General features: G+C 41.5%; 16 protein-coding genes. 7 read left to right on the forward strand and 9 right to left on the reverse strand.

Translation table 11 applies throughout. The annotated features are described in order from the left end of the window. Positions 1-112: 112 nt before the first annotated feature. From glgA to C6N34_RS02760, 3 genes are all read right to left on the reverse strand, one after another. Positions 113-1,594, reverse strand: coding sequence for a glycogen synthase GlgA (gene glgA, locus C6N34_RS02750; protein ID WP_006277624.1), 1,482 nt, complete (start codon positions 1,592-1,594; stop codon positions 113-115). Positions 1,595-1,732: 138 nt separating this feature from the next. Next, the gene (locus C6N34_RS02755) at positions 1,733-3,013 is read right to left on the reverse strand and encodes a vWA domain-containing protein (RefSeq protein ID WP_115538452.1); all 1,281 of its coding nucleotides are present in this window, start codon (positions 3,011-3,013) and stop codon (positions 1,733-1,735) included. Between the two features lie 7 nt (positions 3,014-3,020). Then, complete coding sequence (locus tag C6N34_RS02760; RefSeq protein WP_057178010.1) at positions 3,021-4,277, reverse strand: vWA domain-containing protein; 1,257 nt, start codon at positions 4,275-4,277, stop codon at positions 3,021-3,023. A gap of 244 nt (positions 4,278-4,521) precedes the next feature. Between C6N34_RS02760 and C6N34_RS02765 the strand changes: the two genes are divergently transcribed. The 4 genes from C6N34_RS02765 to C6N34_RS02780 are packed head-to-tail and all read left to right on the forward strand — an operon-like array spanning position 4,522 to position 7,803. Continuing rightward, complete coding sequence (locus C6N34_RS02765) at positions 4,522-5,211, forward strand: ATP-dependent Clp protease proteolytic subunit (protein ID WP_006277627.1); 690 nt, start codon at positions 4,522-4,524, stop codon at positions 5,209-5,211. A gap of 54 nt (positions 5,212-5,265) precedes the next feature. Continuing rightward, the gene (locus tag C6N34_RS02770; RefSeq protein ID WP_040009238.1) at positions 5,266-5,910 is read left to right on the forward strand and encodes an ATP-dependent Clp protease proteolytic subunit; all 645 of its coding nucleotides are present in this window, start codon (positions 5,266-5,268) and stop codon (positions 5,908-5,910) included. Between the two features lie 47 nt (positions 5,911-5,957). Then, a complete protein-coding gene (locus C6N34_RS02775; RefSeq protein WP_006277630.1) occupies positions 5,958-6,542 on the forward strand; it encodes an ATP-dependent Clp protease proteolytic subunit in 585 nt (194 codons plus the stop codon). 46 nt (positions 6,543-6,588) lie between these two features. Further along, a complete protein-coding gene (locus C6N34_RS02780; RefSeq protein ID WP_115538453.1) occupies positions 6,589-7,803 on the forward strand; it encodes a geranylgeranyl reductase family protein in 1,215 nt (404 codons plus the stop codon). Positions 7,804-7,889: 86 nt separating this feature from the next. On the opposite strand, the gene rpsU (C6N34_RS02785) is transcribed toward C6N34_RS02780, so the two are convergent. The 4 genes from rpsU (C6N34_RS02785) to C6N34_RS02800 form a co-directional block, all read right to left on the reverse strand. Further along, a complete protein-coding gene (gene rpsU / locus C6N34_RS02785; protein ID WP_006277632.1) occupies positions 7,890-8,084 on the reverse strand; it encodes a 30S ribosomal protein S21 in 195 nt (64 codons plus the stop codon). Positions 8,085-8,222: 138 nt separating this feature from the next. Beyond that, positions 8,223-8,534 (reverse strand): RNA recognition motif domain-containing protein, encoded by a 312-nt coding sequence (locus C6N34_RS02790; RefSeq protein WP_006277633.1) that lies wholly within the window; start codon positions 8,532-8,534, stop codon positions 8,223-8,225. A 176-nt stretch (positions 8,535-8,710) separates the two neighbouring features. After that, the gene (locus tag C6N34_RS02795; protein ID WP_115538454.1) at positions 8,711-9,562 is read right to left on the reverse strand and encodes a 3'(2'),5'-bisphosphate nucleotidase CysQ family protein; all 852 of its coding nucleotides are present in this window, start codon (positions 9,560-9,562) and stop codon (positions 8,711-8,713) included. After that, entirely contained in the window at positions 9,559-10,425 is an 867-nt protein-coding gene (locus C6N34_RS02800; RefSeq protein WP_115538455.1) for a sugar kinase, read from the reverse strand. Before C6N34_RS02800 ends, C6N34_RS02795 begins: the two co-directional genes overlap by 4 nt. 70 nt (positions 10,426-10,495) lie before the next feature. Here C6N34_RS02800 and rsmI point away from each other — a divergent pair, with 70 nt between their 5' ends. Then, positions 10,496-11,353 carry a 16S rRNA (cytidine(1402)-2'-O)-methyltransferase gene (gene rsmI / locus C6N34_RS02805; RefSeq protein WP_040009283.1) on the forward strand — a complete coding sequence of 286 codons (858 nt, stop codon included), beginning with the start codon at positions 10,496-10,498 and terminating at the stop codon, positions 11,351-11,353. Between the two features lie 79 nt (positions 11,354-11,432). Next, positions 11,433-11,612, forward strand: a complete 180-nt coding sequence (rpsU, locus tag C6N34_RS02810; RefSeq protein ID WP_008226419.1) for a 30S ribosomal protein S21 — start codon at positions 11,433-11,435, stop codon at positions 11,610-11,612. 73 nt (positions 11,613-11,685) lie between these two features. Here the strand turns inward: rpsU (C6N34_RS02810) and C6N34_RS02815 are convergent, their stop codons facing one another. Then, positions 11,686-11,880, reverse strand: a complete 195-nt coding sequence (locus C6N34_RS02815) for a hypothetical protein (protein WP_006277638.1) — start codon at positions 11,878-11,880, stop codon at positions 11,686-11,688. Between the two features lie 111 nt (positions 11,881-11,991). On the opposite strand from C6N34_RS02815, the gene C6N34_RS02820 reads away from it, so the two are divergent. Continuing rightward, positions 11,992-12,498: an SRPBCC family protein gene (locus tag C6N34_RS02820; protein ID WP_057178014.1), complete on the forward strand. Its 507-nt coding sequence runs from the start codon at positions 11,992-11,994 to the stop codon at positions 12,496-12,498. A 9-nt stretch (positions 12,499-12,507) separates the two neighbouring features. Here the strand turns inward: C6N34_RS02820 and clpB are convergent, their stop codons facing one another. Beyond that, the gene (clpB, locus tag C6N34_RS02825; protein WP_115538456.1) at positions 12,508-15,123 is read right to left on the reverse strand and encodes an ATP-dependent chaperone ClpB; all 2,616 of its coding nucleotides are present in this window, start codon (positions 15,121-15,123) and stop codon (positions 12,508-12,510) included. Positions 15,124-15,204: the final 81 nt, after the last annotated feature.

Genomic DNA, 15,204 nt, shown 5'->3' on the forward strand with positions numbered 1-15,204 from the left:
TTTACTGTAAGTATTATAACCCAAGTATCATAACTCAAAAATAGAGTTTTTGGGGAGGGGAGTTGACAAAAAAACTTCCCCCTCCTAGCTTATATCACAAGATTTACCAAATTTACCATTTGTGTCTTATCCAATCATAGATCTCTAAGTATTTTTCCCCGGGAAGATTCCAGGAGTAGTCATACTGCATACCCTGAATGGCTAACTTTTCAAACTCCTTTGGTTGGTCCTTCCATAGGTCAATAGCTCTACCCATGGCTGACTCTAGGCCTTGCTCGTCTTGACTATAAAACACGTAACCATTACGCCTTTCTGGGGGTAGGGTTTCTTCGTGATCTCTGTCAAAAACTGTGTTTACTAATCCACCCACACCTCTAACTATGGGAACTGTGCCATATTTTAACCCAATCATCTGAGTTAATCCACAGGGTTCATAATTACTGGGGACAACTATCATATCCGATCCTGCATAAATTAGATGGGATAGTTCTTCGTTAAATCCTAGTTCTAAATGAACATCTGGGTTACTATTTAAAAATTGTTTTTCATGTTGAAAATGAGCGTTGATTGCTGGTTCGGTGGCTGAACCTAAAAGTACAAATTGCGCTCCTTGATTTAGGGCATAATAAATGGCATGGTGGACAAGATGTACACCTTTTTGATTATCCAAGCGACCAATATAGGCGATGATGGGTTTGCTATCATCATCCTGTAACATCAGTCGTTCTCGTAAGGCTTTTTTGTTATAGGCTTTTTGCTCAAAATCATCCCAGCTGTAACTATGGGGAATATAACGGTCAATTTCCCCATTCCAAAAGTCATAATCAATGCCGTTTAGAACTCCACTAAATTTGTCTTTTTGCAAATATAATGTGTGTCCTAATCCGCAACCTACTTCTGTGGTTTGTGCTTCTACAGCATGATTTGGTGAAACTGTGGTGATGGCATTGGCATAGTTGATCCCCGCCTTCATAAAGTTGATGGCAAAGGGGTTAAAGTTGTCTCTTAATTTGTCGTACTGAAAGTAATATTCCGGTCGGTTTAAGTTGGTTGCTTCCAGGGTTTCTACACCCCCCATTCCCTGATGTTTGAAGTTGTGAATGGTGTAGCACACTCTTTGATATTCCATGCCATGGTATTTATAAATTTCATACAACATGACAGGAATTAGTCCGGTTTGCCAGTCGTGACAATGAATTATGTCTGGTCTTTTATTACTCTGTAATAAAAACTCCAGGGCGGCTTTGCTGAAAAAGGCAAATCGCATATTGTCATCATTACATCCGTAGTAACAACCCCTATTAAAGAAGTTGTCTTGGCTATGGGGTTGAATGAAGAAACACACTCTACCATGTACCCAACCACAATATACTGAGCAGTGAATTGCTGCACCAAACCAGGGTACCCACAAGTTTAAATAAGCATCGTGTAATCCCCATACATGGTCATAGCGCATACAGTCGTACATGGGTAGTATTAGTTCAACTGTATTTCCCCTTCCTTCCAATTCCCTGCTAAGTCCGTAGACAACATCCCCTAACCCCCCAGCTTTAATTACTGGAGCGCATTCTGAGGCAATTTGTACTATGTACATTCCTAGCCCTCACTTCACAAAACTTTATTTTTATTTAACTTCATTTAATATATAGTAATTATTACTCATTTGTTTCTTTATTTTTATTGATTGAAACCGTGACTCGAGACTTGTTGGGGGAGCACCATCCCCCCGGGACTAATCCATTAATATTGTTTTAGAAGCAATTCTGGTTTTTTTCCGCTCTGCATCTGATAGTTCTTCTCCATTTTGCAGACGGGTCGCAGAACTCTGTAATACGGTTGCACCACGACTGTCACCAATTTGTAATGCTGTCTTGGCAGCTGTTTGTAACATGGTTATTGCTCCTGTGCGATCGCCTGATTCTAGTTTTGTTTCTGCGACTTGGGTTTGGCGATATTTGGCTAATGCTAAGACTGAGTTTAACACGTCTGGATTATTAGCTGGCTGGTAAGTTTTGGTAACATTAGCATAGACTGGAATAAGAGGTGAAAGGATAGCCTCTTTATTCACAGCAGGATTATCGTAACGAACTTGAATATGTCCAATTATTTGCTCACCTTCTGGCAAGCTACCTAAATAAATATTTGCTAACACTCTCCGTGTTCCGTCTTTCATTAAATCTCCCAACCGGAAGACAAAGGTGCCATTGAGTTCCGTGCTGATAGGTAATTCAATGGTTTCTGGAGCAACCTGGGCCACCGGTTTGAGGTCAGCTAATCGCACACCGGGAACCAGGGATAATAACAAATGGGCGTTAGTCAATCCCACGGATTGAATGCGTTTAAATATCCGGTTAAACTGCTCTATAGCGTTTTGCGGAGTTTCTATGTAAGCTAGAGTACCTCCGCCAGCATCGGCGATTTTTTCTAGCAGATCCTGATTCCATTCATCACCAAAGCCAAAGCTGTTAATGGTGAGATTGAGTTTGGCAGCTTTTTGTGCTAGTTCCAAACAGCGTTGATTGTCATTTGGTCCTATTTGTAACCGCCAAATTTTGAACCCATTGTCACCATACCCATCTGTGAGCAGAAAGGCGTGAGAACAAGCACCTTTACTTCCTTTGAGTAGTTCGGTAATTCCCAGGGAAAGTCCCTCACCAATTATGGTTCCTCCCCCAGCTTTTAGTTTGTTGTGTAGCTGAGATTTAATGGTTTTTGGGTCTTTAATTATCTGATTGGGAATAATTACTTCCCCACTCCCAGCAAAAGCCACAATGGCAATTCTATCCCCAGACTGGAGTTGGTCTATTAACTGCTCTACTGCATTAATTACCATGCTCATGGATTCACCATGCATAGACCCGCTTTTATCTAAAATCAGACACAAATTCAAGGGTAAACTGGTGTCTAGTTCATCAGCAATGGCTGAAATGGAAACTTCTAGTTGACGCTGACTATTGTCTTGGGAGGCGTCTATGTTAGTGTTGTTCAGTGCAGACAGTAGTTGAATTTTCATTGAAGGTTTATGTAGGGGTAGGATCCTGTAATACAGTTTTTGAGACAATTTTGGTTTTCTTGCGATCGCTTGCTGATAAATCCTCTCCAGCTTGTAAACGAGTTGCAGAATTTTGTAGTACGGTCCCTGCATTAGCATCACCCATTTGCAAAGCTGTTTTTGCGGCCGCTTGTAACATAGTTGCTGCTCCCAAACGGTCTCCCTGCTGCAATCTATCTTCTGCTAACTGGGTTTGACGATACTTAGCTAAAGCCAGAATGTAATTTTGCACTTTTGGACTAATATTTTCTTGGTAGGTGCGTTCCACGTTCACATATAGTGGTAGATTTGGGGAATATAATCCGGTTTTGTCTACAGAAGGATCATCGTAACGTACTTGTACATTAGCGATCGCCTGTTGACCTTCGGGCAATTGTTCCAGATAAATATTAGTTAATATCACCCGTTCCACATCTTTCATTAAATCCCCTAATTTAACCCCAAACCGTCCATCTGGTTCCATTTGCACTGGTAATTCAATCGTATCTGGAGCCACCTGAGCAAAGGGTTTAAATTCAGCCAAACGCACATTTGGTGCTAGTGAAAGTAACAAATAAGCATTAGTCAACCCTACAGTTTGCATTCGCGTCAACAAGCTATCAAACTTGTCCATTGCCTGATCTGGGTGTTCAATATGAGATAAACTTCCCAGTCCAGCGTCAGAAATTTTCTCTAAAATATGTTGATTCCAATTATTGCCAAATCCCAAGGTGTTAACGGTCAAATTATAGTCAGCAGCTAACTGGGCAAATTTTAAACAGCGATTATTGTCACCATGTTCATTTTCGCCATCTGTGAGTAAAAAGGCCTGGGAAATAGTATCCTTTCTTCCCTTAGCCAACTCCTCGATTCCCAATCGCAATCCCTCATCAATAGATGTTCCCCCATTTGCTGACAGACGATTGATTTGTTGTTTAATGTGATCTCTATCTACAACATTTTGATTAGATAGTAATACTTCCGCTCGGTGATTAAACACTACAATGCTTAGTCTATCCTGATCCCTAAGTTTATCAACTAGCAACCAAGCAGCGCGTTTGACATTTTCCACAGGTTGGCCCTTCATGGAACCACTGTGGTCTAAAATCAAACATAGGTTTAAAGGAACTCTTGAATCTATAGTTTCTCCAATAGCGGAAACAGAGGTGGCCATCAGGCGTTGACTACCAGATTTACTAGCATCCACATTAGTATTATTGACACCGGGCTGCAAATTGACCTTCATAAACCATTATCCTAAACAGATTATAATAAATAATTTCACACTCAAGTAGATGTAATACGGAAAAGTGTGGGAGAAAGGCTCCAATCAAACTCCGCTGCACAAGATAATTCTAACCTCGACTGAGCCGATCCACCATTAACTAAATCTTGGAACTAATCTTGGTCGGTAAATAATTCACTAATCTGAGGATCGCGCTAGGATGTAATACATACAGTTAAGAATATAGACTCAGGCAATTTAGTTCATGGAAACTTCTCCCATCAAAGCTGTCCAAACCTCCTACTACAGCGACAACTGGTACCGTACACCACCACCAGACCTGGCCTCCCTATTGCTAAAGGAAAGAATAGTTTATCTGGGCACACCCTTGGTTTCTCCAGATGAATATAAACGCCAAATGGGGGTTGATGTCACCAAGTTGATTATTGCCCAACTACTGTATCTCAAATTTGACAACCCAGACAAACCCATCTTTTTCTACATCAACTCTACAGGTACATCTTGGTACACTGGAGATGCTATTGGCTATGAAACGGAAGCCTTTGCCATTTGTGATACCATAGACTACATTAAGACTCCTGTACATACTATCTGTATTGGTCAGGCCATAGGTACAGCAGCACTTATTCTCTCCTGTGGGACTAAAGGGTTTCGTGCCAGTTTGCCCCATGCTACAATAGTTCTCAATCAACCTCGTAGCGGTACAAGAGGTCAGGCTACGGATATTCAAATTTATGCCAAGGAAGTCCTGGCCAACAAAGCAGCAATTCTAGACATTTTCTCCAAAAACACGGGACAGCAACCGGAAAAAATCTCTAAGGATATGGAAAGAATGTTCTATTTGACTCCACAAGCTGCCAAAGAATACGGTTTAATAGACCGTGTTTTAGAAAGTATGAAGGATTTGCCTAAACCCCTGCCCATCCCTGTTTAGCACGAAAATAACCCCAATTGCTGCCCACATCTCTAGTCGTTTTTTCTTACCCGTATGTCCGTTAATGCCGCCCTCCGAGTCCCCTATAACATTCCCGGTAGTAATTCCTGGCAATGGGTAAATATATACACCCGTATGGCTCAGGAACGAATTTTGTTTTTGAATCAGCCACTCACCACCGATCTGGCCAATTCTCTCATTTCTTCCCTGCTGTATCTTGACTCAGAGGACTCAAGCAAACCTGTCTACCTCTACATCAACTCTTTTGGTGATCCTGTTATGGCTGGTATGATTAGTGAGATGGCGGGAATGGAGTCCACTAATGCTTGTTTGGCAATTTATGATACTATCCAACACGTTAAATCAGAAATTGTTACCATTTGCTTAGGACAAGCTGTATCCATGGCTGCTTTGTTGCTTTCCTCTGGTGCCAAGGGCAAACGGGTGAGTCTACCCCATTGCAGTATTGCTTTGGCACAGTTCCGCAGCGCTACCCGGGGTCAAGCTACGGATATTCAAGTGAATGCACAGGAGGTTCTACGCAAAAAATCCCTGATTCTAGATATTTTTTCCCATAATACTGGACAGTCTCGCGAAAAAATCGCTCAGGATAGTGAGCGTATTTTTTACATGACCCCTCCAGAAGCTAGGGAATATGGGTTAATTGATCATGTCTTAGAAAATACTAAGCAGCTATAACCCACAGATAAAGTACATCTAAACCCTAATTATTCTATTAAACCGTCATGCCCATTGGTATTCCCAAGGTTCCCTATCGTCTTCCTGGTAGTAATTACGAGCAATGGATTGATCTAGAGGATCGTCTATTTCGGGAGCGAATTATTTTCCTCACTGAAGAGGTGGATGATGGTATAGCTAATGCCATTGTTGCCTATCTACTTTACTTAGATTCCGATGATCAGACTAAGCCGATTTACCTGTATATCAATTCCCCTGGTGGATCTGTAACTGCAGGAATGGCAATTTATGATACTATACAGTACATTAAATCGGAAGTCGTTACAATTTGTGTTGGTTTAGCTGCTTCCATGGGATCATTCCTCCTAGCTGCTGGAGCGAAGGGTAAACGTTTAGCTCTACCCCATTCCCGAATTATGATTCACCAACCTTCCGGTGGTACTCGTGGCCAAGCTTCTGACATTGAAATCGAAGCTAGGGAAATTCTACGTATCCGTCATCAGCTCAACCAAATTTATGCTGACAATACTGGTCAAGTCCTATCTAAAATTGAAAAGGATATGGATAGGGATTTCTTTATGTCAGCCCAAGAAGCCAAAGAATATGGTTTAATTGACCGTGTGATCGAATAAACCACTTGGGGAATGGGGACTTTACAACACCGGGGGTAAATTTGCTGTGTTAAACTACGATGTGATTGTCTGTGGAGCAGGTCCAGCCGGTACAACGGCAGCATGGATGGCAGCTAAAACAGGACTTAAAGTAGCGCTAATTGAAAAGTACCCTCTACCACGTCACAAGACATGCGGTGGAGGAATGCCTGCTGTATTAGGGAATCTATTACCTGATTTAGTCCCGGAAGCAGTAGTGGCTTGTCAAGTCAACTATATGCGGCACACATGGAAGTTTGACCATCCAATTTTAGGTGCAATTAACCCACCGGGGAGCGAACCAGAATTCAAGTTGTGGATGGTGCAGCGTTCAGTATTTGATAATGCCTTAGCGCGACAAGCAGCACAAGCAGGAGCGGATTTACGGGATGGACTAGCAGTTAAGTCTTTAGAAATTGACTCCCATGGTGTCATTGTTCGTGCCCGATCTTTTAAGAGTGATAGTGGAATAGGAGGGGGGGAATTTGTAGCTTATGCTCCTTATGTGATTGGAGCAGACGGAGCTAATGGGATCACAGCCAAAATAGCTAACTTGAGACGAGAGAGGACCATGGCCCTGGCCATGGAGGTGGAATACCCTTATAATTGGACGCAGGATCACCCCAAGGATCTACGTCCAGATGTGATCCACTTGGAATACGGTGCTGTTCCTAATGGCTATGGGTGGATCTTCCCGAAAGAAGACCATTTGAATGTGGGGGCGGGACTGTTTCGACCCGATCGCCGTGACTGTCGTAGTGACCACAGCATTCGTGACCAGCTCCAGCAGGCTATCTGTCAGTATCTAGACTTTATGGATATCTCTTACAACCCAGAATTAATCCGTTTTCATGGTCATCCTTTACCCATATGGGATGGTAGGGAAAAATGCCACACTCCTGATGGCAAAATTCTTTTAGCTGGGGATGCTGCGGGACTAATTAATCCCTTTTTTGGGGACGGAATTTTACATGCGGTTAAAAGTGGAATGCTTGCAGCTGAGTGCGTTGCTACAAACACCACTTCTAGTTATACCCAGCGAATTCACCATGAGTTTGCTGCTAACTTTGACGCGGCACTGCAAATGGCGCGATTTTACTATCAATGGCCTCACTTTTGCTACCAGCAAATAGTTACTCGCCCCACCGCCACCCATATTGCCGCTCGTTTGCTCTATGGAGAAACTCCTTTCCATCAAATTGCGGAGCGAATGATAGGCAAAATGGGCGGTTTGATGTTTTAGTACAATAGTAGAACTATTTAGGATTTGTTTATATTATATATGAGTATTCCCCGTACCTTCCGGTCGGGGAGTGCTTCAAACCGCTACTACTTCAAGCGAGTTCTTTGCTGACGACGTTGCTTGTGTCTAGCTATTGCTTTTCGCTTTTCTTTTTCTAATGGGGTTTCAAAATGACGGTTTTTGCGCATGTCCTGGAAAATTCCCGCTTTGGAAACTTCCCGCTTAAACCTACGCAAAGCTGACTCAATTCCTTCATTTTCCCCTAAAACTACTTGTGTCATTATTGTTGCTCCTTTTTAGTTAATACTTACAAACTAGACAGTAAAAATGCCGAAGGCAAGTTCTAACAGGTACTGAACTGAGTCCATAACCTTTACAACCCCATATTTAAAAATCTTTCCTTACAGGATTAATCAGGATTAATAACGACGGTCGCGACCACCACCGCCAGAACGTCCTCCTCCCCAAGTACCCTGGGAAGATCTTTCTTCACGGGGTCTAGCCTTGTTTACTTTTAGTTGTCTACCCATCCATTCTGCACCATTTAAAGCATCAATTGCTGCGTTCTCTTCAGCTTCACTGGACATATCTACAAAACCAAACCCCCGTGGACGACCTGTTTCCTTATCAGTAGGTAGCTGCACTTTGCTCACGTTGCCATATTTAGAGAAAGCACTTTTCAGATCTTCTAATGTCACATCATAGGACAGGTTTCCAACATAAATCGACATAAAGTAATGGTCTCCCAAACCGACAGTGTAGAGAGTTAGATTCGGAGAGACGCATTAAAGTAATTTTAAAACGAATTACTCAACCGAAAATAATTCTTTTATCCGTAAGTATAGCATAGTTTTTGGCGATGAACTTAAAAATGAGTAACATTTTCTCAAAAAGTTTTGCTTTAGTGCTATGTTGCAAATTCAGTTAATATTTCTTTGGCTTTCTGGGATAGTATTTCATGTTCCGGAAAGTTACTAGCCAGTAAACAACCCCATTGGTTCACATCACCGGTGTTATATTCTAAGGGACTGCCATCTAAATGAGTAAATTTACCTCCTGCTTCCGTTAAAATTAGTTCGGGAGCAGCTATATCCCAGTCCTTGGGGGCGGACTTACCGGAGAGGGAAATGTAAACGTCTGCTTGTGCTTCAACAATAGCGGTCACTTTGCAACCCACACTACCAATAGCTTTTTGTTGTTTACAAGGAAGATTTGCCAGTAAATATTCTAACCTCTCATTTCTGTGAGAACGGGTGACTACCAGAATTAAATCTTCTATTGTTTTGTTGTTAGTTACTTTTAGTTGCTGGCAGCCATTGGCTGTTTCCATAAAAGTACCACCACCTTTGGTAGCATAATAGATTTTTTCTGCTTCTGGTATAGCTACAACTGCTAAAATTGCTCTGTTGTTTTGTACTAAAGCAATATGTAGGGCATATTCTCCGGTTTTACCAATAAAATCCTTTGTCCCATCTAGGGGGTCTATAATCCAAACCAATTCTGCAGGGTGTTGACCCGGTTGACTTTTATAAGTTTCTTCACAGATATAACCAAATTTTTCTTGACCAAAAGCTGCTTGCAACCGTGAGAGTATGTACTCACTAACTGCCAGATCTGCTATGGTTACAGGAGCATCCTGTTCATATTTAATATCTAGGTTTCCATCCCCCACGGTTCCCCGATAATAGGACCTGAGTAGGTTGGCTGCTCCCCAGCTGACTCCACGAGTGATTTTTAGTATGTGTTGTAAATCGATCACGGTTTTTGCTCCTCCATCCACCGCCGTGTGCCAAATAGTTCACAGGATTTAGCTGCAATTTGACTGGCTAATGCCAAGGCCATGGTAAAACTAGATTGTAGAATGTAATGGCAAAAAGCACCATGGAAAATATCTCCAGCGCCCAAGGTGTCAACAGTTTTGATTTGAGGTACATGGATAGAACCTGTTTGACCAATGCTATAATACTCTATAGGTTTTTCTCCTTGGGTGATTGCTATATAGGGAATGTTAAATCCCATGAGATAGGTAAAAATATCTTGACGGGTTTCACATGGAGGAGGTTGAAAGTTGGCTGAACAAATGGCATAGTCGATATAGGGCAAAATTTCTTCCAGTCCTTCTTTCCAGCTACCTCCATCCATGACAATGGGAATGTTCTGATTTTTGGCCTTCATGACGAGGGTTTTACTGGCAACCATTTGATGTCCATCAATTAAAATTAGATCTATACCCTCTAATATGTTGCTGGGAATTGAGCTGATCTCCCCAGGACTTTTGACCGCATTCAGGGAAATTACTGCCCGCTCCCCTGTTTGTTGGGTAACAATAATTGAGGATACGGGAGGCGGTGTGTTTTTATGAGGATCTAAGTCGATTATTTTGACTTCATAGTTGGCTAAGTCTGTGCTAATTAATTTTGTCAGATGATGGGAACCTAAAACACCTAAAATTGTAGAGTTATTATCTAGATAACTAAATGTAACGGAAGCGTTGGTTGCAGGCCCACCAGCTGCTACAGTATAGTCCATGGCAACTAATTTTTGATTATTCTTAGGTGGTGATTCGGCTAGATAAATTAGGTCCAGGGTGATTAAACCAATAAATAAAGCGGATTTTTTCATCGGAAATCATAGGTTGTAAACCTGTTGATGGATAAATATGAAATTTGGGTAAGCATTCTCAATGAAATTTATGCAAGCTGAACCGAAACCAGGAACATTATATATCGTTGGTACTCCCATTGGAAATTTGGAGGATATGACCTTTCGGGCGGTACGAATTTTACAAGCTGTGGACATAATCGCAGCGGAAGATACTAGACATACAGGCAAATTATTACAGCATTTTCAAGTTCACACCCCCCAAATCAGTTATCACGAACATAATCGCACTGGCCGCATTCCCGAAATTTTGACCTACCTACATTATGGTAAGGCGATCGCCTTGGTCAGTGATGCGGGAATGCCAGGAATTTCTGACCCGGGTCATGAGTTAATTACAGCTTGTGTAGCTGCAGGAATTGATGTTGTTCCCATTCCCGGTGCTACGGCGGCTATTACGGCTTTAAGTGTTTCTGGATTGGCAACAAGTAAGTTTGTTTTTGATGGATTTTTACCAGCTAAGCGTCAGCATAGGCGAGAATATTTGGCAACCTTATTAACGGAAACTAGAACTTTGGTGTTTTATGAATCACCCCATCGGTTAAGGGAGACACTGGAGGATTTGGGAGAGATTCTAGGTGGAAGTAGAACCATGGTGATGGCTAGGGAATTAACTAAATTATATGAGGAAATTTGGCGAGGAGACATAAAAGAGGCGATCGCCTATTACCGGGAAAAGGATCCCCAGGGGGAATATACTTTAGTAGTGGGGGGAGCATCACCAAGTCAACCTGAAATTACAGAAGCTCAACTGAGGGCTGAACTTTTAGAAATAATCAAACAGGGAGTGTCTCGCTCCCAGGCCAGCAGACAGTTGGCTCAAGAAACTTCTATTTCTCGCCGTTATTTGTACCAGTTAGCACTTTCTATTGACCAAGAGGGTGTTTGAAACCAGTTTGCAACCAGCTCGCTAGGTTTGGGGGTAATATGACTATGGATATTATTGATAAATTGAGGACAGAGCAAGAATGACCCAAGTGGTTCTAGGAGAAAACGAAGGAATAGATTCAGCCCTACGTCGGTTCAAACGCCAGGTTTCTAAAGCTGGTATTTTAGCTGACGTTAAGTATCATCGTCACTTTGAGACCCCCCTGGAAAAGCGCAAACGGAAAGCTGTGGCCGCCAGACGGAAACGCCGTTTTAAATAAGTTTATTATATAGCCCACCTGCGATGCACCCTCAGTGGATGCCGCAGGTTAGCTTGTTGTGTAATACACAAATTTAAAAGCGCCACCATTTTGTTTGTAAGTAACTTAAAACACCAATTGCGATCGCCCCCAAAAATAATAGTCCAATGACACCACCGGGTAGAAAAGTAATAATTCGTAAACCCCTAAGTATGAACAGGGCTATTCCCATACCTATAAGGATACCCACAAACTGAGTTAACTGACGATTGAAAGAAGATTGTTTCACTTAACTATATCCTGAAACTGATTCTGCTCAAATCATATCCAGAAAATCCACTCAGCAGACTGTAATTAATTGGAGAAGTATTTAACAACTATTGTAGCTAGGCGGAAGTATATGTTTTTGAGTCAAGACAAACATAAATCACTCATAGATGGGAAAATACTAGTACAAACTCGTTCCCATAATGGTTGGGGTGGTGCAGTGACTGCTTCTATGTATTTACCCTTAGTGCGTTCTTATGTGTGGGATAAAATAACAGAATATCCACGTTGGGTACAGTATTTTCCCGATTTGACAAAAAGCGAACTTATCTTTCAGGGAGATGTCAAGTTTTTGTACCAGCGCGCCCGAAAAGCATTTTTATTTTTTACAGCTGAAGTAGAGATTTATCTAAGTGTAGTAGAAGTTTTGGGAAAGCAAATACAGTTTAAGATGGAGAGAGGAACATTTGAAGATTTTCATGCCAACCTACAATTTCAGGATATGGGGAATGGTACCTTACTAATATATACGGTAGAAGCAACACCAAATATTCCTATTCCCTCCATGCTAATTGAACAGGGAATGTCCTGGGGATTACCGGATAACCTGCGCAAAATGCGACAATTTTTGTGTAGTTGAGTGTGACAATTAACCAGGAACTACCAGAGGTGAACCACGGAAAACTAAACGTTCGTTTTGGACATCGACAAAAATTGTATCCCCCTCATCAAATTCACCCCGCAAGATGGCCTTAGCGATTTTAGTTTCTAACTCTCGCTGCAGGGCACGTTTGAGTGGTCTAGCACCATATACAGGGTCGTACCCAACTTCTGCTAAAAAGTCAAGAGCGGATCCAGAAAGTTCTAGAGACATTTTCCTGTCAGTTAATCTTTGTGTGAGTCTTTCTACCTGTAGTTGTACAATTTTCCGTAACTCCGACTTTTGCAAACTGTGGAAAATAATAATTTCATCAATACGATTGAGAAATTCAGGACGAAAACTATTTCTCATGGTTTCCATGACTCGATGGCGCATTTCATCGTAGCGGGAATCATCTCCAGCAACATCAAGAATATATTGGGAACCGATGTTACTAGTCATGATAATAATGGTATTTTTAAAATCCACGGTTCGACCTTGGGAGTCAGTCACCCGACCATCGTCTAGGATTTGCAGAAAAATATTAAATACATCTGGGTGAGCTTTTTCAATCTCATCAAATAAAATTACCGCATAGGGACGACGACGAATAGTTTCTGTCAGTTGTCCACCTTCTTCATAACCAACATAACCGGGAGGCGCACCAATTAACCTAGAAACTGTATGCTTCTCCATATATTCTGACATGTCAATTCTCACCATGGATTCTTCTGTGTCAAACATATAAGCAGCTAGGGCCTTGGCTAATTCTGTTTTACCCACACCCGTGGGTCCTAGGAAAATAAAACTGGCAATGGGACGATTGGGATCTGCAAGTCCTGCACGGGAACGTTGAATCGCATCCGCTACGGCAGTTACAGCTTCAGCTTGTCCAACTACGCGCTGATGCAGTTCTTCTTCTAAATGCAATAATTTTTCTTTTTCTGATTCGACTAATTTGCTAATAGGAATACCAGTCCACTTAGAAATGACTTCTGCAATATCCCCGGGAGTCACTTCTTCTCGTAATAAAGATTTACCGGTTCTTTGGGTATTAGCCAGTTCGGTTTCGATGTTTTCCAATTGTCGATTGAGATTAGCCAGGTTGCCATATTTCAACTCAGCAGCACGATTAAGATCATAATTTCTTTCTGCTTGTTGAATTTCTAAATTAATCTTATCAATATCCTCCTTAATTGATTGAATTTTGGTGATAATATCTTTTTCCGACTGCCATTGAATCCTCAGAACCGCCTGCTCTTCTTTGAGATCAGCCAGCTCTTTTTCTAGTCTTTCTAAACGCTCACGAGAAGCAGGATCACTTTCCTTTTGTAAAGACAACTTCTCCATTTCCAATTGGAGAATTTTGCGATCAATTTCGTCTAATTCCTCCGGTTTAGAGGTAATTTCCATTTTTAATCTAGCAGCAGCTTCATCCACTAAATCAATAGCCTTATCTGGTAAAAAGCGATCGCTAATATAACGACTAGATAAAGTAGCAGCAGCAACCAAAGAACTATCAGAAATTCTCACGCCGTGATGCACCTCATACCTTTCCTTTAACCCTCTGAGAATAGAGATTGTATCTGGCACATCTGGTTGATCAACATAAACCTGTTGAAAGCGTCTTTCCAAAGCTGCATCTTTTTCAAGATATTTCCGATATTCATCCAAAGTTGTAGCTCCAATACAGCGCAATTCGCCTCGTGCCAACATTGGTTTTAAAAGGTTCCCCGCATCCATTGCTCCTTGGGTAGCACCTGCACCAACAACCGTGTGAATCTCATCTATAAATAATACAATATTACCACCAGATTCGGTAACTTCCTTTAATACGGCCTTGAGTCTTTCTTCAAATTCACCCCTAAACTTGGCGCCAGCAATTAAAGCTCCCATATCCAAAGCGATGAGTTTTCTATCTTTTAAAGATTGGGGTACATCCCCGGCGACTATTCGTTGAGCTAAGCCTTCAGCAATAGCTGTCTTACCCACTCCTGGTTCACCAATTAATACAGGATTATTTTTAGTTCTGCGGGAGAGAATTTGAATAGTTCTCCTAATTTCATCATCCCGACCAATTACCGGATCTAGCTGACCTTTTTTAGCTGCTTCTGTGAGGTCACGGCCATATTTTTCCAGTGATTGATATTTTCCCTCTGGACTTTGATCTGTCACTTTTTGACTCCCTCGAATTTGCTTAATAATATTTTTTAATTTTGCTTCATCCAGACCCGCTTCTTGCAGTAGATTTTTGCCAAATCGATCATCTCTACAATATCCCAACAATATATGCTCTACAGAAATATATTCATCTTTGAATTCCTGACGATATTTTTCTGCCCGATCCAATAATGTATCTAAGCTCCGTCCTAAATATACGGATGTGCTAGATCCTGATACTTTAGGCTGACGAATAATAAATTGCTCAGTATAATCTGTGATTTTTTTAATATTGGTTCCAGCTTTAGTAAAAATTGCATTTCCCAATCCATCTTGTTCTAACAAGGCTTTCATTAAATGCTCACTTTCTAGCTGCTGCTGTTGGTACTGTTTGGCTATATCAGGAGTATGAGCAATAGCTTCCCAGGCTTTTTCTGTAAATTGGTTAGGATTATTTGGCTGCATATTTTTTCATAAATCATAAATAACTCTGTCTAATTTTAATGGGGGATTGAGCTGTTTTGGGATCGGTCTTCCTGGTCCGAT

Origin of the sequence: Cylindrospermopsis raciborskii Cr2010 (assembly GCF_003367075.2) — a bacterium.
Lineage (GTDB): Bacteria > Cyanobacteriota > Cyanobacteriia > Cyanobacteriales > Nostocaceae > Raphidiopsis > Raphidiopsis raciborskii.